General features: G+C 73.4%; 19 protein-coding genes. 10 read left to right on the top strand and 9 right to left on the bottom strand.

Annotation, left to right across the window (positions count from 1 at the left end; translation table 11 throughout):
* Window positions 1–54: 54 nt before the first annotated feature.
* Both ACRB68_RS24190 and ACRB68_RS24195 read left to right on the top strand, forming a co-directional pair.
* Window positions 55–633, top strand: a complete 579-nt coding sequence (locus ACRB68_RS24190) for a nicotinamidase (protein WP_328594693.1) — start codon at window positions 55–57, stop codon at window positions 631–633.
* Between the two features lie 4 nt (window positions 634–637).
* Window positions 638–1,141: a gluconokinase gene (locus ACRB68_RS24195; RefSeq protein WP_153536195.1), complete on the top strand. Its 504-nt coding sequence runs from the start codon at window positions 638–640 to the stop codon at window positions 1,139–1,141.
* 7 nt (window positions 1,142–1,148) lie between these two features.
* On the opposite strand, the gene ACRB68_RS24200 is transcribed toward ACRB68_RS24195, so the two are convergent.
* From ACRB68_RS24200 to ACRB68_RS24215, 4 genes are all read right to left on the bottom strand, one after another.
* Window positions 1,149–2,894 (bottom strand): DEAD/DEAH box helicase, encoded by a 1,746-nt coding sequence (locus ACRB68_RS24200; protein WP_153537705.1) that lies wholly within the window; start codon window positions 2,892–2,894, stop codon window positions 1,149–1,151.
* 36 nt (window positions 2,895–2,930) lie between these two features.
* Window positions 2,931–3,980 carry a zinc metalloprotease gene (locus tag ACRB68_RS24205; RefSeq protein ID WP_153536197.1) on the bottom strand — a complete coding sequence of 350 codons (1,050 nt, stop codon included), beginning with the start codon at window positions 3,978–3,980 and terminating at the stop codon, window positions 2,931–2,933.
* Window positions 3,981–4,071: 91 nt separating this feature from the next.
* Window positions 4,072–4,338 carry a DUF3039 domain-containing protein gene (locus ACRB68_RS24210; RefSeq protein ID WP_328594694.1) on the bottom strand — a complete coding sequence of 89 codons (267 nt, stop codon included), beginning with the start codon at window positions 4,336–4,338 and terminating at the stop codon, window positions 4,072–4,074.
* 10 nt (window positions 4,339–4,348) lie between these two features.
* Window positions 4,349–4,924, bottom strand: a complete 576-nt coding sequence (locus tag ACRB68_RS24215) for a YqgE/AlgH family protein (RefSeq protein ID WP_153536199.1) — start codon at window positions 4,922–4,924, stop codon at window positions 4,349–4,351.
* 167 nt (window positions 4,925–5,091) lie between these two features.
* Between ACRB68_RS24215 and ACRB68_RS24220 the strand changes: the two genes are divergently transcribed.
* Both ACRB68_RS24220 and ACRB68_RS24225 read left to right on the top strand, forming a co-directional pair.
* Window positions 5,092–5,817, top strand: a complete 726-nt coding sequence (locus ACRB68_RS24220) for a hypothetical protein (protein ID WP_153536201.1) — start codon at window positions 5,092–5,094, stop codon at window positions 5,815–5,817.
* 92 nt (window positions 5,818–5,909) lie between these two features.
* A complete protein-coding gene (locus tag ACRB68_RS24225) occupies window positions 5,910–6,458 on the top strand; it encodes a hypothetical protein (RefSeq protein WP_153536203.1) in 549 nt (182 codons plus the stop codon).
* Between the two features lie 8 nt (window positions 6,459–6,466).
* Here ACRB68_RS24225 and ACRB68_RS24230 read toward each other — a convergent pair whose 3' ends face one another.
* The 3 genes from ACRB68_RS24230 to ACRB68_RS24240 all read right to left on the bottom strand — a co-directional run bounded on the left by ACRB68_RS24230 (window position 6,467) and on the right by ACRB68_RS24240 (window position 9,576).
* Entirely contained in the window at window positions 6,467–7,870 is a 1,404-nt protein-coding gene (locus ACRB68_RS24230; RefSeq protein ID WP_328594695.1) for an NAD-dependent malic enzyme, read from the bottom strand.
* Between the two features lie 40 nt (window positions 7,871–7,910).
* Window positions 7,911–8,534, bottom strand: a complete 624-nt coding sequence (locus tag ACRB68_RS24235) for a cytidylate kinase-like family protein (RefSeq protein ID WP_328594696.1) — start codon at window positions 8,532–8,534, stop codon at window positions 7,911–7,913.
* Between the two features lie 70 nt (window positions 8,535–8,604).
* The gene (locus ACRB68_RS24240; RefSeq protein ID WP_153536205.1) at window positions 8,605–9,576 is read right to left on the bottom strand and encodes a tetratricopeptide repeat protein; all 972 of its coding nucleotides are present in this window, start codon (window positions 9,574–9,576) and stop codon (window positions 8,605–8,607) included.
* Window positions 9,577–9,914: 338 nt separating this feature from the next.
* Between ACRB68_RS24240 and ACRB68_RS24245 the strand changes: the two genes are divergently transcribed.
* Both ACRB68_RS24245 and ACRB68_RS24250 read left to right on the top strand, forming a co-directional pair.
* Window positions 9,915–10,667, top strand: coding sequence for an ATP-binding cassette domain-containing protein (locus tag ACRB68_RS24245; RefSeq protein WP_235959870.1), 753 nt, complete (start codon window positions 9,915–9,917; stop codon window positions 10,665–10,667).
* Entirely contained in the window at window positions 10,660–11,958 is a 1,299-nt protein-coding gene (locus ACRB68_RS24250) for a hypothetical protein (RefSeq protein ID WP_194293429.1), read from the top strand. Before ACRB68_RS24245 ends, ACRB68_RS24250 begins: the two co-directional genes overlap by 8 nt.
* 44 nt (window positions 11,959–12,002) lie before the next feature.
* Here ACRB68_RS24250 and ACRB68_RS24255 read toward each other — a convergent pair whose 3' ends face one another.
* A complete protein-coding gene (locus ACRB68_RS24255) occupies window positions 12,003–12,326 on the bottom strand; it encodes a DUF3817 domain-containing protein (RefSeq protein ID WP_328594697.1) in 324 nt (107 codons plus the stop codon).
* Window positions 12,327–12,414: 88 nt separating this feature from the next.
* Here ACRB68_RS24255 and ACRB68_RS24260 point away from each other — a divergent pair, with 88 nt between their 5' ends.
* The gene (locus tag ACRB68_RS24260; RefSeq protein WP_207709806.1) at window positions 12,415–13,212 is read left to right on the top strand and encodes a DUF2127 domain-containing protein; all 798 of its coding nucleotides are present in this window, start codon (window positions 12,415–12,417) and stop codon (window positions 13,210–13,212) included.
* Between the two features lie 35 nt (window positions 13,213–13,247).
* Window positions 13,248–14,030 carry a DUF4230 domain-containing protein gene (locus ACRB68_RS24265; protein ID WP_235959871.1) on the top strand — a complete coding sequence of 261 codons (783 nt, stop codon included), beginning with the start codon at window positions 13,248–13,250 and terminating at the stop codon, window positions 14,028–14,030.
* Here ACRB68_RS24265 and ACRB68_RS24270 read toward each other — a convergent pair whose 3' ends face one another.
* Window positions 14,031–15,221 (bottom strand): acetyl-CoA C-acetyltransferase, encoded by a 1,191-nt coding sequence (locus ACRB68_RS24270; RefSeq protein ID WP_153536209.1) that lies wholly within the window; start codon window positions 15,219–15,221, stop codon window positions 14,031–14,033. It abuts the gene before it with no gap.
* A gap of 92 nt (window positions 15,222–15,313) precedes the next feature.
* On the opposite strand from ACRB68_RS24270, the gene mce reads away from it, so the two are divergent.
* Window positions 15,314–15,736, top strand: a complete 423-nt coding sequence (gene mce, locus ACRB68_RS24275; RefSeq protein WP_153536211.1) for a methylmalonyl-CoA epimerase — start codon at window positions 15,314–15,316, stop codon at window positions 15,734–15,736.
* 325 nt (window positions 15,737–16,061) lie between these two features.
* The gene (locus tag ACRB68_RS24280) at window positions 16,062–17,390 is read left to right on the top strand and encodes a DivIVA domain-containing protein (protein ID WP_153536213.1); all 1,329 of its coding nucleotides are present in this window, start codon (window positions 16,062–16,064) and stop codon (window positions 17,388–17,390) included.
* The last annotated feature ends 150 nt before the right edge of the window (window positions 17,391–17,540 follow it).

Below are 17,540 nucleotides of genomic sequence, written 5' to 3' on the forward strand. Positions count from 1 at the left end.
AGTAGCGTTCCGGTTGGCTGGGGACATATCCGGGAACCGGGCCGAGGAGTGATCGTGAGCAGGGCATTGATCATCGTGGACGTGCAGAACGACTTCTGCGAGGGAGGGTCGCTGGCGGTGGGCGGCGGGGCCGAGGTGGCGGCCGGGATCTCGGCGTACGTCGCCGGCCACCGCGAGGAGTACGGCCACATCGTGGCGACCCGCGACCTGCACCTGGACCCCGGCGGCCACTTCTCCGCCGAGCCCGACTACGCCACCACCTGGCCGCCGCACTGCGTGATCGGCACGCCCGGCGCCGACTTCCACCCCGACCTGGCGCTCGCGCCGATCGAGGCGGTGTTCAGCAAGGGCCGCATGTCCGCCGCCTACAGCGGGTTCGAGGGCGCCGCCGACGACGGCACGCCGCTCGGCGCCTGGCTGCGCGCCCGCGGCGTGGACGAGGTCGACGTCGTCGGCATCGCCACCGACCACTGCGTCCGCGCGACCGCCCTGGACGCCGTCGGCGACGGCCTGCGCACCCGGGTGCTGCTCGATCTCACCGCGGGCGTGGCCAAGGACAGCGTCGACCGGGCCCTGGAGGAACTGGCCGGCGCGGGCGCCGACCTGGCCGGCTCGCCCGTGGTCCGGTCCTGAGGCCATGGCGGACGAAGCGACCGTCGTCCTCGTCATGGGCGTCTCGGGCAGCGGCAAGACCACCGTCGGCCGGCTGCTCGCCGAGCGGCTCGGCTGGGCCTACGCCGAGGCCGACGAGTTCCACTCGCCCGAGAACATCGCCAAGATGCGCGAGGGCGTCCCGCTCACCGACGCCGACCGCGCGCCCTGGCTGCGCGCCATCGCCGAGTGGATCGCGGACCGGACCTCCCCCGGCGTGGTGTCCTGCTCGGCGCTGAAGCGCTCCTACCGCGACATGATGCGCGGCGTCCGGCTGGTCTACCTGGACGGCGACCGCGAGCTGATCGCCACCCGGATCAAGGCGCGCACCGGGCACTTCTTCCGGCCCGAGATGCTCGACAGCCAGTTCGCCGACCTGCAGCCGCCGGCCCCCGACGAGCACGCGCTGTACATCCCGGTCTCGGACTCGCCCGAGCGGATCGTGGACGAGATCGTCGACCGGCTCGGGCTCGTCCCGGACCAGCGGTAGCGCGCACTCAGCCGCGCCGCTTGGCGGCCCAGTCGCGGATCTTGGCGATCCGCTCCCGGACCTCCTTGCCGGACGCCTCGGCCAGCGGCGGCCCGCCGCAGGTGCGGCGCAGCTCGTTGTGGATCACCCCGTGCGGCTGGCCGGTGCGGTGGCTCCACGCGCCGACCAGGCCGTTCAGCTCCTTGCGCAGCGCGTGCAGGTCCTCGGCGGCGGTGCGGTCCTCGCGCGGGTCGCCGGTCTTGCGCTTGCGCTCGTTGGCGATCTGCTGCGCCTGCCGCTTGCGCAGCAGCTGCGACACCTGGTCGGGCTCCAGCAGGCCCGGGATGCCGAGGAACTCCTCCTCCTCGGCCGAGCCGGGCGCGGCCTGCATGCCGAACTCGCCGCCGTCGTACAGCACCCGGTCGAAGGTCGCCGACGCCTCGACGGTCTCGAACGCGAACTCCTCGCCGAGGTCGTCGGGGGTGTCGCGGCTGCGGTTGGCCTCGGCGAGCAGGTCGTCGTCGAGGCCGTCCTCGCGCACCGGCCGGTCCAGCACGTGGTCGCGCTCGGTCTCCATCTCGGCGGCGTGGCCCATCAGCGTCGGCACCGACGGCAGGAACACCGACGCGGTCTCGCCGCGCCGCCGGGCGCGCACGAAACGGCCGATGGCCTGCGCGAAGAACAGCGGCGTGCTGGTGGAGGTGGCGTAGACGCCGACCGCCAGCCGCGGGATGTCCACGCCCTCGGACACCATGCGCACCGCGACCATCCAGCGGTCCTCGGAGTCGGCGAACTGCTTGATCTTCTTGGACGCGCCCGGGTCGTCCGACAGCACGATGGTGGCGCCCTGCCCGCAGACGGCGCGCAGCATCTTGGCGTAGGCGCGGGCCGTCTCGTGGTCGGTGGCGATGACCAGGCCGCCCGCGTCGGGGATGGCCCGGCGCAGCTCGGTGAGGCGCCGGTCGGCGGCGGCGATGACCTGCTGGATCCAGTCGCCCTTGGGGTCCAGCGCGGCCCGCCAGGCCTGCGCGGTCTGGTCCTGGGTGAGCGGCTCGCCGAGGGTGGCGGTGATCTCGTCGCCGGCCCGGGTGCGCCAGCGCATCTCGCCCGCGTACGCCATGAAGATCACCGGCCGGACGACGCCGTCGGCGAGGGCCGGCCCGTACCCGTAGGTGTAGTCGGCGCGGCTGCGGCGGATGCCGTCGGGCCCCTCCTCGTACTGCACGAACGGGATCGGGTTGATGTCGGTGCGGAACGGGGTGCCCGACAGCGACAGCCGCCGGGTGGCCGGCTCGAACGCCTCGCGCACCGCGTCGCCCCACGACAGGCCGTCGCCGGCGTGGTGCACCTCGTCGAAGACCACCAGGGTCTTGCGGGCCTCGGTGCGGTTGCGGTGCAGCGGCGGCCGCGCGGCGACCGTGGCGTAGGTCACCGCGATGCCGTCGAAGTCCTTGCCGGCCTTGCCCTGCGCGTTCTGGAACTCGGGGTCGATCTTGATGCCGACGCGCGACGCCGCCTCGGCCCACTGCCGCTTGAGGTGCTCGGTCGGGCACACGATCGTGATCGCCTGCACGATGCGGCGCTCCAGCAGCTCGCGGGCGAGGCGCAGCGCGAAGGTGGTCTTGCCGGCCCCGGGCGTGGCGACCGTGAGGAAGTCGCGCGGGCCCGGCTGCCGGCCGTCGGAGCCGAAGTAGGCCTCCAGCGCCTGCTGCTGCCAGGCGCGCAGGGACGGGGCGGTCCCCCAGGCGGCCCGTTCGGGGAACGCGGGGGGCATGTCGGGTGCGGCGAAAGTGCTCACGGTCATCGAAGGCTACCGATCCCCACCGACAGATCGCGCCCCGGTGGCCGTCAACGGCAGCCGCAGCGACTTGCGGCCCGGCGCGCGGTAGGCCGCCCAGGCGGCCCGGATGCGCCGTCCCTGGCCCCCGGTGAATTCACGCATGCACTCGTCCCATCCGTAGTCCATGAAGTTGTGCACCGGGTCGTAACCCGGCTGCTCGCAGCTGTCGCGCCCGGCCGGGCACGCCGCGGCCGGCCGCGCCTCGTAGGGGGTGTCGGCGATGCCGTCGCCCGGCTCCTCGCAGCCGTTCTCGAAGGTGTGCAGCAGCCCGAGCCAGTGCCCGATCTCGTGCACCGCGGTGTAGCCGCGGCCGAAGTGCCGCAGCGGGCCGCCCGGCAGGGTCCGGTGGTCGACGACGACGCCGTCGATCCCGGGGTCGCGGGCGTAGGCCTGCGGGAACGTGGAGAAGCCGAGCACGTCGTCCTCGCCCGCCGCGGTGTAGAGGTTGAGGGTACCGGCGCCGCCGCGGCCGAGCGCCGCCTTCATCGGCCGCTCGTACCGCTGCGGGGCGCGGAACCAGGCCGCGTTGTCGGTCACGTCGGTGGCGACCAGCTTGAACCGGACGCCGGTGTCGGCGCCGCCGCGGCGCCCGCCGTAGGCGTCGTTCAGCGTGGCGATCTGCCGGTCCAGCGCGGCCCGCGACAGCCGCCCCACCGCGCCGGCGGTGACGACGTGCAGCCGGACCGGGACGGTGATGTGCCGGGCGACCCGCCGGGCGTCCTCCAGCCGCTGCTCGTCGTCGCTGCCGAAGCGCAGGCGCAGGACGCCGCGCAGGTCGTCCAGCATCGCCGTCGCCTGCCCGGCGCCGAGGCCGGGGCGGTCGCGGTCGGGGCCGCCGCCCGGTCCCGCCTCCGGGCCCGCGCCCGGGCCGGTCGCGACCCGCGCCCCCGGCGGCGCGGACGGGCACGCGGGCTGCGCCAGCGCCCTCCCCCGTACCGGCCTCTGCTCACTCGCCGCGCCCGAAGCGACGCAGAAGGTGACCGACAGTGCGCACAGCGAAACGGCGAAGCCGCGCCTCATGTATCCCCCGATGCCGAAAGACGTGAATCGTGTGACCGATCATCCCCCGCCGGTCACCGGTTCAGTGCGCGCTTCGCCGTACGCGTACCCGCTACTTGTCGCCGTCGCCCTTGCCGCCGGGCTGCATCGACTCGTAGATCTCCTTGCACTCCGGGCAGACCGGGTACTTCTTGGGATCGCGGTTGGGCACCCAGACCTTGCCGCACAGTGCGATCACCGGGGTGCCGGTCACCGCGCTCTCGGTGATCTTCTGCTTCTTCACGTAGTGGGCGAACCGCTCGTGGTCGCCGTCACCGTGCGAGAGATCCGGTACCTGGTCGGTCCGGGTGTCCTGGTCGGGAAGGATCTTCGTGCTCACGTCAGCCACCTTAGTTGAGCGTCGGGTCGTCAGGGTACGTCGAGACGAACGCCAGGTCGCCGCCCTGCCGGCGCAGCACCTCCTGCCAGAGGCGGTCCGGATCGGCGGCGAACACGTCGCCCGCCTCGGCCGGCACCAGGTACCACGCGCCGTCCTGGATCTCGGCCAGCAGCTGGCCCTCGGTCCAGCCCGCGTAGCCGGCGAAGACGCGCAGCTGCAGCAGCTCGGGGGCGAGCAGCGCCGGCGGGGCGTCCAGGTCGACCAGGCCGACCCGGGCCACCTCGGAGTCGCCGTCCAGCGCCCGCCAGCCGAGCGGCTCGTCGTCGCCGGGCAGCCGGGCGAGCGCGAGCGCGTTGTCCAGCGCGACCGGGCCGCCCTGGAACAGCACGGGCGGCCCGGTGGCCAGCTCCGCCCACGGCGGCAGCACCCGGTCGACCGGGATCTCGGTCGGCCGGTTGAGGACGACCCCGAGCGTGCCGCCGTCGCTGTCGTGCTCGACGACCAGGACGACGGTGCGCCGGAAGTTGGGGTCGTCGAGCTGCGGGGTCGCGACCAGTAGGAGCCCCACCCTGATGCCGTCATCCATGCCAACCATGATGCGTTGTGCGGACCGCCAGCGGTACGACCCCCCGCTCGTTAGCCTGGTACCTGTTCCTATCGTTAAGGAAATGGGCACAATACGGGCCTAGGTGAACAATGATCTAGGATCATCGGCCACCCGTCCGGCAGCGCCGGCGGGCCGGGGAGGACGCGATGCAGTTGCCCAGGGTCATCATCGCCGCCGTGTTCTTCGTGATCGGGGTGCTGATCGCCATCCCCCCGCTGATCGACTGGACCTCGGAGTCGAAGGCCGCCGGCACCACCTCTCCATCGCCCTCCGCCTCCGGGTCGGCGCCCGCCTCGCCCGGCGCCTCGCCGTCGGGCGGCAAGACCCCCACCGCCAGGCCCTCCACGAGCCACACCCCGGGCAGGCCGGCCTCCCCCTCGCCGGGCACGTCGTCGCCCAAGCCCCCCACCACCGCCCCGGTGCAGCCGCTCACCATCACCATCGGCCAGGTGCGCTGCCCGGCGCGCAAGGTGGACGTGACCGTCCGCAACTCCGGGTCGCGCAGTGAGAACTACGCCATCGAGCGCGACGACGACTCGGCGGCGACGCCGGGCACGATCGCGGCGGGCGCGTCCCGCACCACCACGCTGACGCTGCGCGAGGACCGCCGCACCCGCCTCCAGGTGACCTGGAAGAACGAGCCGGTCATGGCCAAGACCCTCACCGCGAACTGCAAGCACCGCAGCACCGCGGCGCCCGCGCCGACCAGGAAGCCGACCAAGCTGCCGCACACCGGCCCCGACAACGCGCTGCTGTGGGCGCGCGCGGCGACCGGCGGCGCCGCCATGATCACCGGCCTGATCATCATCTGGTACGGCGGCATCTGGCCGCGCCGCCGCGAGCAGGTCTTCGGCCGCAAGGGCGGCGAGTAGCCGGCCCGGCGGCCCGCGAGGACTTCCGGCGGCGCGGAACGGGTAGATCACCCCCGACAGATCCGTACACGGATAATTTCGGGGGGAAATCCGTGCTGATCCCGGTTCTCATGCTGCCGCCGCCCACGCCCGCGTCCACCTCGGCCGCCCTGCCGCAGCCGTCCCTGACCGCGGTGATCGGCCAGGTCGGCTGCCCGGCGCGGCAGGTCCCGGTGACGGTGGTGAACGGCACCGGCGAGGCGCTGCCCTACGACCTGTTCACCGGCTTCGAGCGCGTCCGGGCCGAGCAGGTCCCGGCGAACCGGACGGTCACCCGCACGGTGCGCCTGGCCGAGGGCCAGCGCACCATGGTCACCGTCCGGTCCGGGGGCCGCGTCATCGCCGCGACCCGCCGCACCGCGCACTGCCGCAAAGGCGCCGCACGGCACGCCGGGCGCCACGGCGGGGAGACGGGCGAGGCCGCCCACGCCAAGGCCGAGGGACCCGGCTCGCGGCTCCCGCACACCGGCCCCGGCCTGTCCGCCGGTGCCTGGATGGTCGTCGGCGGCCTCGCCGGCGGCGGCGTGCTGCTGTTCTGGGGGATGCTCTGGCCGGGCAGCGGACGCGGCGACTGGGCCGCGCCCGTCCGCCGCACCCGCTAGCCGCGCGCCTACGCCTCGGTGCGCGGGCGGCCGCCGGCGGCCTCGCGCACCGCGCCCGCCACGCGCGGGCTGACGTCGGGGTGGAACACGCTCGGCACGATGTAGTTCGGGCCGAGCTCGTCGTCGGTGACGACCTCGGCCAGCGCCTTGGCCGCCGCCAGCAGCATGCCCTGGGTGACGCCGTTGGCCTGCGCGTCCAGCAGGCCGCGGAAGACGCCCGGGAACGCCAGCACGTTGTTGATCTGGTTGGGGTAGTCGCTGCGGCCGGTCGCGACGACGGCGGCGTGCTCGCGCGCCTCGTCCGGGGACACCTCGGGCTCGGGGTTGGCCAGCGCGAACACGATCGCGTCGTCGGCCATCGTGGCGATGTCGTCGCCGGTCAGGATGCCCGGCGCGGACACCCCGACGAACACGTCGGCGTCCTTGACCGCGCCGCGCAGGTCGCCGTCGTAGCCGCCCTGGTTGGTGTGCTCGGCGATCCAGCGCAGCGAGTCGTCCAGGTCGTCGCGGCCGAGGTGGACCGCGCCCCGGTAGTCGCAGACCACCACGTGCCGGGCGCCGGCGTGCATCAGCAGCTTCAGGATCGCGCTGCCGGCCGCGCCCGCGCCCGCCATCGCGATGCGCACCTCGCCGATGTCCTTGCCGACGACGCGCAGCGCGTTGGTCAGCGCGGCCAGCACGCAGATCGCGGTGCCGTGCTGGTCGTCGTGGAACACCGGGATGTCCAGCAGCTCGCGCAGCCGCGCCTCCACCTCGAAGCAGCGCGGCGCGGAGATGTCCTCCAGGTTGATGCCGCCGAACGCCGGCGCCAGGATCTGCACCGTGCGCACGATCTCGTCGGTGTCCTGGGTGTCCAGGCAGATCGGCCAGGCGTCGATGCCGGCGAACCGCTTGAACAGCGCCGCCTTGCCCTCCATCACCGGCAGCGCGGCCTCGGGGCCGATGTTGCCGAGGCCGAGGACGGCCGAGCCGTCGGTGACGACCGCGACGCTGTTGCGCTTGATGGTGAGGCGGCGCACGTCCTCGGGGTTGCGCGCGATCGCCAGCGACACCCGGGCGACGCCGGGGGTGTAGGCCATCGACAGCTCGTCGCGGGTGCGCAGCGGCACCTTGGACTGCATCTCGATCTTGCCGCCGAGGTGCATCAGGAAGGTCCGGTCGCTGACCTTGTGGATGCGGATGTCGGAGATCTTCTCCAGCGCGGCGGAGATCGCCTCGGCGTGGTCGGTGTCGCGGGTGGCGATGGTGACGTCGATGCGCAGCGTCTCGTGCCCGGCGGTGTTGACGTCCAGGGCGGTGACGATGCCGCCGGCGTTCTCGACCACGTGGGTGATCTGGCTGACCGCCTTGCCGCCGGCCGGCACCTCCAGGCGGACGGTGATGGAGTACGAAACGCTGGGCACGCTGGCCACGACTATTGCTCCCTCTGCTACCGGGTTCGTCCGGGGACGCTCAGACCGCCCCGGCCGCGGCCGTGATCACCTCGACGGCGGCGGGCTCGGGCAGCCGCACGGTGTCCAGCACGAGGTGGTAGAGCCGCGGGTCGGCGGGATCGGCCCCGTAGAAATGCTTCACATAGGCCGCGCGGGCGCGGTCGTTGTCGTCGAGCATACGCTCAACGTCGCGCCGGGGCGTCCCGATCGCCGCGGCCGCGGCCCGTTCCAGCCTGGCCGCACGGGTGCCGTCCAGCCGCACGTGCAGCACACCGGGGCGATCGGCCAGCACCACCGCGCCCGCCCGGCCGAGGATCACCCCGCCGTCGCCGTCCGCGACGGCGGTGATGAACCGCTCGGTCCGGCGGACGAACTCCTCCTCGGGCAGGATCGCCTGCTCGGGCAGGTAGGCGTCGATCCCGGCGAAGCTGACGGTGGGCAGCCGCGCGGCGCCCGCCAGGATGCGGCCGAGGCCGCTCTCGGCCCGGCCGTCGTGGGTGAGCGCCTCCTCCAGCGGGCAGCCGATCGCGGCGGCCACCGCCGCCGGGATGGCGCGGTCGACGAACGGCAGGCCGAGCCGGGCGGCGACGGCGGGGCCGATGGCGGCGCCGCCCGCGCCGTAGGCCGCGGAGATGGTCACCACGCGCGCGCTCACCCCGTGGTGATGCCCATCCCGCGGCCTGCCGGAACACGGGCCCTCGGCACCACGGCCCCTAGAACAGGGCGGACTGCAGCGAGCGGCGCGCCTTGCCGATGCGCGGGTCGTCGGCCGGCAGCACCTCGAACAGCGCCAGCAGGTGCTTGCGGACGGCCTCGCGGTCGTCGCCGGCGGTGACGCGCACGGCGGCGACCAGGCGGCCGAACGCGCCGTCCACGTTCCCCGTCATCATGTCCAGGTCGGCGGCGCGGATCTGCGCCTGCGCGTCGGCGGGCCGCTCGCCGGCCTCCTGCAGCGCCCGCGCCGCGTCCACGCCCTGCACCCGGCGGCTGAGCTCGACCAGCGCGAGGCCGCTGCGGGCGTGCGGGTCCTGCGGGTGGGTGTCCAGGTACTGCTGGAACGCGGTGGCCGCGGTGTCCAGGTCGCCGCTCTCCAGCGCCTGCTCGGCCCGCAGCAGGACGGGGTCGATCTCGGGCTGCGGCGGCAGGCCCGGGCCGCCGGGGCCGGCCTCGGGCGGCGGGCCCTCGGGGAGGATGCCCTCCTTGCGCAGCGCGTCGAAGAGCTGCTCGATCGCCTCGCGCACCTGCGGCTCGGGGGCGGCGCCGTTCAGGAACGGCAGCAGCTGCCCGGCCACCACCACCGCGACGAACGGGATGCCGCGCACGCCCATCTGCTGCATGTAGGCGTTCAGCTGCGGGTTGGCCTCGATGTCGACCTTGGCCAGGATCCACCGGCCGGCCGCCTCGGCCGCCAGCTTCTCCAGGATCGGGCCGAGCTGCTTGCAGGGCCCGCACCATTCGGCCCAGAAGTCGACCAGCACCGGCACCGACTGCGACCGCTCGACGACCTCGGCGTTGAAGGTCTCGTCGGTGACGTCCACGACGGCGGGGCCGGCCGCCGCGCCCGGCGCGCCCCCGGCCTGGGGCGGCCGCCCGGCCTGGGCCTGGCGTTCCTGCTGCTTCTTCGCGGCCGCCTGGCGGGCTCCCAGGTCGACGGCGCCGTGCAACGAAAAGTCCCGAGAAGGCATGGGTCCATCCTGCCTCATCCCCCTGCTCCCCGTGCGCGCGTCCGCTCCCAGCGGAGCGGGCCGTCCGGCCGGCCGGACACAGTGGAACAATGACGCAAATTCGCTCCTTTTTCCGCCGGGCAAAGAATCCGGGGCCCGGCGCCCAACAGCCAAAGCGGGCTGACAGCGATAACCAAGGCTGGTTATAGTCACCAGGTCGAAGCCCGGAAGCGACGGCAGATCAGGCCCGCCGCGGGACCCTTGCGGAGTCCCGGCCGGCACGGGCCGCCGCGCCGAGCCGGGCGAACAACGGGGGGTAAGAAATGATCGCGGGCAATTCCGCGATCGTGGCCACAGGCATGGGTGTCCGCCGCGGGGGGCGGTGGCTGCTGCGTCCGGTGGCCTTCGGCATGGCCGAAGGCGTGATCGGCATCGCCGGTCCACCGGGCGCGGGCAAATCCACACTGCTGGCCACGTTCGCGACCTTGCGCCGGCCGCAGGCCGGTGTGCTGGAAATCCTCGGGCACGACACCGGCAATTCCGCCGGGCTGCGCGCGGTGCGCGGCCGGATCGGTTATCTGCCGGGCCGTTTCTGCTGGGCGGAGACCATGACGGCGGGCGAGTTCATCGGCTATGCCGCCTATTACAAAGGAATGCGCGCCGCCGATGTGGACCAGGCGCTGGAACGGCTCGGCCTCACCGAGTCGGCCGGCACCGAGCTGTCGCTGCTGCCGCCGGACGTCCGGCTGCGCGCGGGCCTCGCCGCGACCTGTGTGCACGCGCCCGCGCTGGTGCTGCTCGACGAGCCGCTGAACGGCCTCGGCGACGCGGCCGCCGCCGAGACGATCCCGGTGCTGCGCTCGCTCGCGCCCACGGTCGTGGTGACGGCCGGGTCGGCCGCCGAGCTGACCCCCTGGTGCGACCGGGTGCTCGCGCTGGAGGGAGGGCGGCTGGCCGAGCTGCCGCCGCACGGCGCCGGCCGGCCCGTCCCGCTGCCCGCCGCCCCGGACGCGGCGCCGGGCCGCCGCCGGCCGTCCGTGCGCCCGCTGGCCGCCCTGCTCCCCCGGATCGTCCTCGGCCGCATGGCCGCCGGGAGCGGCGCCGGTGTCTGAGTTCGGGCGGGTGCTCCGGGTGGAGGCCCGCCGCTCGGCGCTGCTCGTCGCGGTCCCCGCGCTCGCCGGGGCCGGCGTGATCGCCGCCTGGCTCTCGCTGGTCCCCGGCGTCGCCTACTGGGACAACTCGGTGGTGGCGCTGCTGAACGCCGTCCTGCTGCTCGGCCCGGTCGCGGCCGCGCTGTCGGCGTGGGCGGCGGTGCGCGAGCGCAACCTGGACTACCTGCGCGACCTCACCGCCCGCTCGCCGGCGACCGCCGCGCTGCTGGACCTGCTGCTGCTCGCGGCGGGCGCGCTGATCGCCTACACCGCGGTCACCGCCGTGGTGGTGACGAGCACGCTGGCGCGGGCGGGGGCCGGGCCGCTGCACCCGCTCGGCGTGCCGGTCGGCGCGTCCGCGCTGGTGCTGCACGTGGTGGCGGGGTACCTGGCGGGCCGGGTGGCGCCGCGCCCGGCGACGCCGGTGGCGGTGCTGGCGCTCAGCTGGCCGTGGGCGATGCTGCGCGAGCCGGGCCGGTCCTGGCTGAGCCTGCTGCCGCCGCCCGCGTTCGGCCGGGTCGCGCTGTTCACCGGGCTGCGGCCCGGCGTGCTCGCCGACCAGCTGGTGTGGGCGGCCGGGCTGACCGCCGCGCTGGTGCTGGCGTACGCGGGCTGGACGAACCGGCGCGCGTTCGTCGCCGTCCCGCTCGCGGTCGCGCTGGCGGTGACGGCGGTGGCGACGGTGCGGCTGGCGTCCACCGGCGGCCGCGCGGTGCAGGCCGCGCCGGTCGCGCCCGCCTGCCGGGAGTGGCCGCTGACGGTCTGCGTGCACCCGGCGCAGCGCGCGGCGCTGCCGACGCTGACGGCGGCGGCGGTGCCGCTGGCGGCGCGGCTGAACGGCACGCCCGCCGGGTTCACCCGGGTGGAGCAGCGCCCGCTCACCGAGCCCACGGTGGTCGCGGGCGGTGTCGCGACGGTGCACCTGGACGAGGAGCTGGCGCCGGGGTACCAGACGCGGGCCGTCCGGCAGATCAGGGACGGGCTCGTCACCGCCCGGGCGTGCGCCTCACCGGCGGCGGTGCGCTACCGCGCCCTCGTCGACGCGTGGCTGCTCGGCGAGCCCCCGCCGCAGGCGCCCGCCACCGCCGCCGCGCGCCGGTTCGGCGGCTGGAGCGAGGACCGGCGCCGCGCCTGGCTGCGGGTGCACTTCGCCGCCTACCGCGACTGCGCGCTGCGCGCCTCGTCGTTCACCGGGCCCGCGGCCGGCCGGCACAAGGGCGGCAAGCACGGGAGCGGGCCGTCCTCTGCATGACCACGGCGGGACCCCCCAGACCCGCCGCGGCCATGCAGAAGTCTCTAGACCCCGACCTTCTGGCCGGGGGTGTGCGCGGCCTGCGCGGCCGGCTTGATCCAGTGGCGCTCGACGAAGAACGGCGCGACCGGCAGCACCGAGGCGACCAGCGCCAGGAACGTGCGGCCGTTCGACCAGCGCAGCAGGAAGCGCGCCGCGATCGCCAGGCCGACATAGGCCATGAACAGGACTCCGTGCGCCATTCCCACGATCGACACCGCGAGCGGCTGGTCGGCCAGGTACTTCAGCGGCATCGCGACCAGGAGCAGCAGCAGGAACGAGGTCGCCTCGGCGATCGAGGCGAGCTTGAAAACACGTACGAAGTCCACGGTTGGCCAACGTACCGGCTCACGCGCAGGGTTTCCGCCGGTCTCATGACCCCGGTCACATTCGTCCCCGGGGGTCTAAGGTCACTGCGTGGACTGGAGTTTGCTGACCTGCGCGCGCAGGGATCACATCACGTACGCCCCCGACGAGCCGGAGCTGCGGCGGCGGCTGACCACCGGCACCCCCGTCGGCGAGGCGTGGCGCTGCCTGCGCTGCGGCACCTACGTGCCCGGCGCCCCGCAGGGCTCGGGACCCGCCGACCGGGCGCCGCTGGTCAAGCGCGGCAAGGAGCTGCGGGACGCGTTCATCATGCGGTTCTTCGCGGTCGAGCGCGCCGTCCGCGGCCTGCTGGTGCTGGTCGCCGCCTACGGCGTGTGGCGGTTCGCCGAGAGCCGCGGCTCGATCCAGCGGATCTTCGAGGACGAGATCCCGCTGCTGCGGCCGATCGCCAAACAGGTCGGCTGGGACCTGGACCACTCCAAGATGGTGGAGTCGGCGCGGCACGTGTTCGACATGAAGGCCGAGACGCTGCGCTGGCTCGCGGTCGCGCTGGTGGTGTACGCCGCCGTCGAGCTCATCGAGGCCGTCGGGCTCTGGCTGCTGAAGCGGTGGGGCGAGTACTTCGCGGTCATCGCGACCTCGTTCGGGCTGCCGGTGGAGATCTACGAGCTGGCCGAGCGGGTCACCGTGGTGCGGATCGGCGCGCTGGTCATCAACATCGGGCTGATCGTCTACATCGTCGTCACCAAGCGGCTGTTCGGGGTGCGCGGCGGGCGCGCGGCGCACGAGGCGCACCTGCGCAGTGAGTCGCTGCTGGAGGTCGAGCACGCCGGGCACGACGCCGACCTGCGGCATCACCAGGACGTCAGGACCGACACCGCCGGGTGAGGTGAAAGCGCGCCCTGAGGGGAATGCACCGGTACATGGCACGCTCCGAACCGAAAGACAAACCCCTCCGGGAGCACAAGCCGGAGCTGGCGGCCGCGCCGGCGCCCGCCTCCATGGGGGACACCCCCAACACCGAGGCGCGTCGCAAGCTCCGGGCGCCTCGGCCCCCCGGCCCCCGCCGCCGTGGCGGCTTCGGCACCGCCCTGGTGCTCGTCGTCGCGACCGTCGCGCTCGTGCTGCTCGCGCAGCAGACGCTGCACATGCTGCCCAAGTGGCTGAACCCGTTCGCCGAGGAGACCAAGGACCGCAGCGGCCCGGCGCTGCTGCAGTCCATCCGCGACCTGCACCGCTACGAGGCCGCCAGCGGCAACTTCCAGGTCATCGTGGACCTGGAGAAGGACGCCAAGTACCTGCCGGGCTCGCTGCAGGGCAAGCGCACCCTGTTCATCGGCAACGGCTCGGTGGACGCCTACGTGGACTTCGGCAAGGTCGGCGACGGCGCGATCACCGTGAACAAGGACCGCACCGCCGCCACCGTCCGGCTGCCCCGCGCCGAGCTGGAGCCGACCAACGTCGACCCCAAGCGCAGCTACGTCTACTCGGCCCAGCGCGGCCTGTTCAACCGCATCGGGGACGCTTTCGGCAGCAACCCCAACGACCAGCAGCAGCTCTACGTGCTGGCGGGCCAGAAGATCCAGGCCGCCGCGAACGAGAGCGGCCTGCGCGACCGGGCCGACCAGAACACCAAGCAGATGCTGGAGAACATGCTGAAGGCCCTCGGCTTCAAGACCGTGACCGTCCAGCCCGCGGGGCAGTGATCAGGCGGAGGGAACGCGGATGATCAACGCGTCGCCCTGGCCGCCGCCGCCGCACAGGCCCGCGGCGCCGACGCCGCCGCCGCGGCGCTTCAGCTCGTAGGCCAGGTGCAGCACGATGCGGGCGCCCGACATGCCGACCGGGTGCCCGAGGGCGATCGCGCCGCCGTTGACGTTGACCTTCTCGGGGCCGACGCCGAGGTCGCGCATCGACTGGATGCCGACCGAGGCGAAGGCCTCGTTGATCTCGATGAGGTCCAGGTCGTCCACGCCGATGCCCTCCTTGCCGAGGGCGTGCCTGATGGCGTTGGACGGCTGGGACTGCAGCGAGTTGTCCGGCCCGGCGACGTTGCCGTGCGCGCCGATCTCGGCGAGCCAGGTGAGGCCGAGCTCCTGCGCCTTGGCCTTGGACATCACCACGACGGCGGCGGCGCCGTCGGAGATCTGCGAGGACGACCCGGCGGTGATGGTGCCGTCCTTGGCGAACGCCGGGCGCAGCCGGCCGAGCGTCTCGGCGGTGGTGTCGCCGCGCACGCCCTCGTCGGTGGCGAACACGACCGGCTCGCCGCGCCGCTGCGGGATCTCCACGGGGGCGATCTCGTCCTCGAACAGGCCGTTCTTGACGGCCTCGGCGGCGCGCTGGTGCGAGCGGGCGGAGAACTCGTCCTGCTCCTCGCGGGAGATGCCCAGCCTGGCGTTGTACCGCTCGGTGGACTCGCCCATGGAGACGCCGTCGAAGGCGTCGGTGAGCGCGTCGTGCGCCATGTGGTCGAGCACCTCGACCGAGCCGTACTTGTAGCCGCCGCGCGACTTGGGCAGCAGGTGCGGGGCCTGGGTCATCGACTCCATGCCGCCGGCCACCACGATGTCGAACTCGCCGGCCCGGATGAGCTGGTCGGCGAGGGCGATGGCGTCCAGGCCCGACAGGCACACCTTGTTGATGGTGATGGACGGCACGTTCATCGGGATGCCGGCCTTGACCGCGGCCTGGCGCGAGGGGATCTGGCCCGCGCCCGCCTGCAGCACCTGCCCGAGGATCACGTACTGGACCTGGTCGCCGGTGATGCCGGCGCGCTCCAGCGCGGCCTTGATCGCGTGCGCGCCGAGGTCGGCGGCGGAGAAGTCCTTCAGCGAGCCCAGCAGGCGGCCGACGGGGGTACGCGCTCCGGCGACGATCACGGAGTTCGCAGACATGAGGGGGCCTCCATCAGGGTGACACGGCGACGTTTGCCACCATACCCACGACGACCCCGCACGCCGTCCGCCGCCCTTGGAGGGGAACCAGCATGCTGACCCGCATCGACCACATCGGCATCGCCTGCCACGACCTGGAGGCGACCGTGGAGTTCTACCGCGCCACCTACGGCTTCACCGACGTGCACTTCGAGGTGAACGAGGAGCAGGGCGTCCGGGAGGCCATGCTCAAGATCAACGAGACCGGGGACGGGGCGGCCAGCTACATCCAGCTGATCCAGCCGATCCGCGACGACTCGACGGTGGCCAAGTGGCTGGCCAAGAACGGCGAGGGCGTGCACCACATCGCGTTCGGCACCGACGGCGACGTCCAGGAGGAGGCCGACGGCATCGCGGCCAAGGGCGTGCGCGTCCTTTACGACGCCCCGCGGCGCGGTTCGATGGGGTCACGGATCACCTTCCTGCACCCCAAGGACGCGCACGGGGTCCTCACCGAACTGGTACAGAAGGCCTGATCCCGAAATCGTGACGTGATCGATATCACGGAGCGTGAAGGCCGCTACTCTGTAGCGGTTCGGATACCTCTGGTGCTTTTGCCACGGGGCTGCCGGGCCCGCGAAGGTGACCCAGCACACCACGACAAAAGCGACAAAATGCGCAGTGCGTCAAGATGAGCCCCCAACACGGCAGCGCCCGGAGTACGCTTCTGTCGCCGGAAGAGGTCTGGGGCACGGCATCCGTTCAGCCAGGCGATCAACCGGTCCCCGGTACCGTACGTGCCTCCCCGCGCACGCGGGGAGGGTCCCCACCCGTCGCCCCGTCACACCAGGATTGAGCCACATGCAGTCCGACATCGACGCCCAGCTCAGCAACTTCTTCGAGGACACGCCCCCACGCGAGTTCGATGTGGTGCTCCGCGGCTACGACCGGCACCAGGTCGATGAGCAGATCAAGGCGCTTGAGACCGAGGTCCGCAAGACCCGCGAGGACACTCAGGCGCTGCAGCGCGAGCTTTCGGACGCCCACCGGCAGCTGCAGGAACAGGAGCGCCCGACCTACTCGGGTCTCGGCGCCCGCATCGAGCAGCTGCTGCGGCTCGCCGAGGAGCAGGCCACCGAGCTCGTCCAGGCCGCCCGCAGCGAGGCCAACGAGATCAAGGCCGCGGCCAAGGTCGACGCGGCCGAGCTGCGCGCCACGGCCGAGAACGAGGCCGGCGAGCTGCGCGCCACCGCCCAGCGCGAGGGCGACGACATGCGCAACGCCGCCGAGCGCGAGGCGGAGGAGGTGCGCACCTCGGCCCGCCGCGAGGCCGACGAGCTGACCTCCACCACCGAGCGCGAGGTCGCCAAGCTGCGCGCCACCGCCGACCACGAGGTCGCCGAGAAGCGCGCCGCGGCCGAGCGGGAGATCGCCAAGCTGCGCACCACCACCGAGCGCGAGGTCGCCCAGCTGCGGGCGTCCACCAAGCGCGAGCGGGACGAGATCCTCACCACCGCCAAGCGGCAGGCCGACGAGATGCGCGCGCAGGCCCAGCGCATCCTGGAGGAGAGCGAGGCCCAGCGCGCCCAGGCCGAGGCCGAGTTCGAGATCCAGCTGGCGGCCCGCCGCGAGGAGGCCGACCGGCAGGACGCCGAGCGGCACGCCAACGCCCAGGCCGCCACGCAGAAGCTGGTCGCCGAGGCCGAGCAGCGCGCCGCGTCCGCCGAGCAGCGGGCGGCCAAGGCCACCCAGCAGGCCGAGCAGACCCGGCGCGAGGCCGACTCGCACGCCAAGCAGCTCATGGCGAACGCGCGCAAGAACTCCGACCAGGTCATCGCCGAGGCCAAGTCGCAGGCCGAGCAGCTGCTCGCCGAGACCAAGGCCGAGGCCGACCGGGTGCGCACCTCGGCGCAGCGCCAGGTGGACGAGCTGACCCGCCAGCGCGACAGCATCACCAGCCACCTGAACCAGCTGCGCCAGCTGATCGGCGGTGTGGCGCCCGCCCTCGGCGGCGTCGAGGACACCCCGCCGGCCCCGGCCGACAAGCCCGCCCCGGCCCCCGAGCCGAAGCAGGCCCCGGCCCAGCAGCAGGCCAAGCAGCAGCAGGCCGCCAAGCCCCAGCAGCAGCAGGCCAAGGGCCCGCAGGCCAAGAAGTCCGACGAGGACGACGAGGACTGGTGGCAGGAGTAGCGACGCCGAACGGCGGATGAACGTCCGCCGGGGGAATCGACTGAAAAGCCTAGAGGTGGGCAACTACCTCTAGGCTTTTCGGCATCTCAACCGATATATACGGTTCCCTCCCGGGCCGTGGGCATCGGGTGACAGCACGGACGAGGAGAG

This window comes from Actinomadura macrotermitis, assembly GCF_009604375.1.
Classification (GTDB): domain Bacteria; phylum Actinomycetota; class Actinomycetes; order Streptosporangiales; family Streptosporangiaceae; genus Spirillospora; species Spirillospora macrotermitis.

Bases quoted from the DNA above. Each gene is read 5' to 3' on its own strand.
- ACRB68_RS24200 (WP_153537705.1), bottom strand. From the start codon at position 2,894: ATGCCCCCCGCGTTCCCCGAACGGGCCGCCTGGGGGACCGCCCCGTCC.
- mce (WP_153536211.1), top strand. From the start codon at position 15,314: ATGCTGACCCGCATCGACCACATCGGCATCGCCTGCCACGACCTGGAG.
- ACRB68_RS24245 (WP_235959870.1), top strand. From the start codon at position 9,915: ATGGGTGTCCGCCGCGGGGGGCGGTGGCTGCTGCGTCCGGTGGCCTTC.
- ACRB68_RS24220 (WP_153536201.1), top strand. From the start codon at position 5,092: ATGCAGTTGCCCAGGGTCATCATCGCCGCCGTGTTCTTCGTGATCGGG.
- ACRB68_RS24270 (WP_153536209.1), bottom strand. From the start codon at position 15,221: ATGTCTGCGAACTCCGTGATCGTCGCCGGAGCGCGTACCCCCGTCGGC.
- ACRB68_RS24265 (WP_235959871.1), top strand. From the start codon at position 13,248: ATGGCACGCTCCGAACCGAAAGACAAACCCCTCCGGGAGCACAAGCCG.
- ACRB68_RS24205 (WP_153536197.1), bottom strand. From the start codon at position 3,980: ATGAGGCGCGGCTTCGCCGTTTCGCTGTGCGCACTGTCGGTCACCTTC.
- ACRB68_RS24280 (WP_153536213.1), top strand. From the start codon at position 16,062: ATGCAGTCCGACATCGACGCCCAGCTCAGCAACTTCTTCGAGGACACG.
- ACRB68_RS24240 (WP_153536205.1), bottom strand. From the start codon at position 9,576: ATGCCTTCTCGGGACTTTTCGTTGCACGGCGCCGTCGACCTGGGAGCC.
- ACRB68_RS24195 (WP_153536195.1), top strand. From the start codon at position 638: ATGGCGGACGAAGCGACCGTCGTCCTCGTCATGGGCGTCTCGGGCAGC.
- ACRB68_RS24215 (WP_153536199.1), bottom strand. From the start codon at position 4,924: ATGGATGACGGCATCAGGGTGGGGCTCCTACTGGTCGCGACCCCGCAG.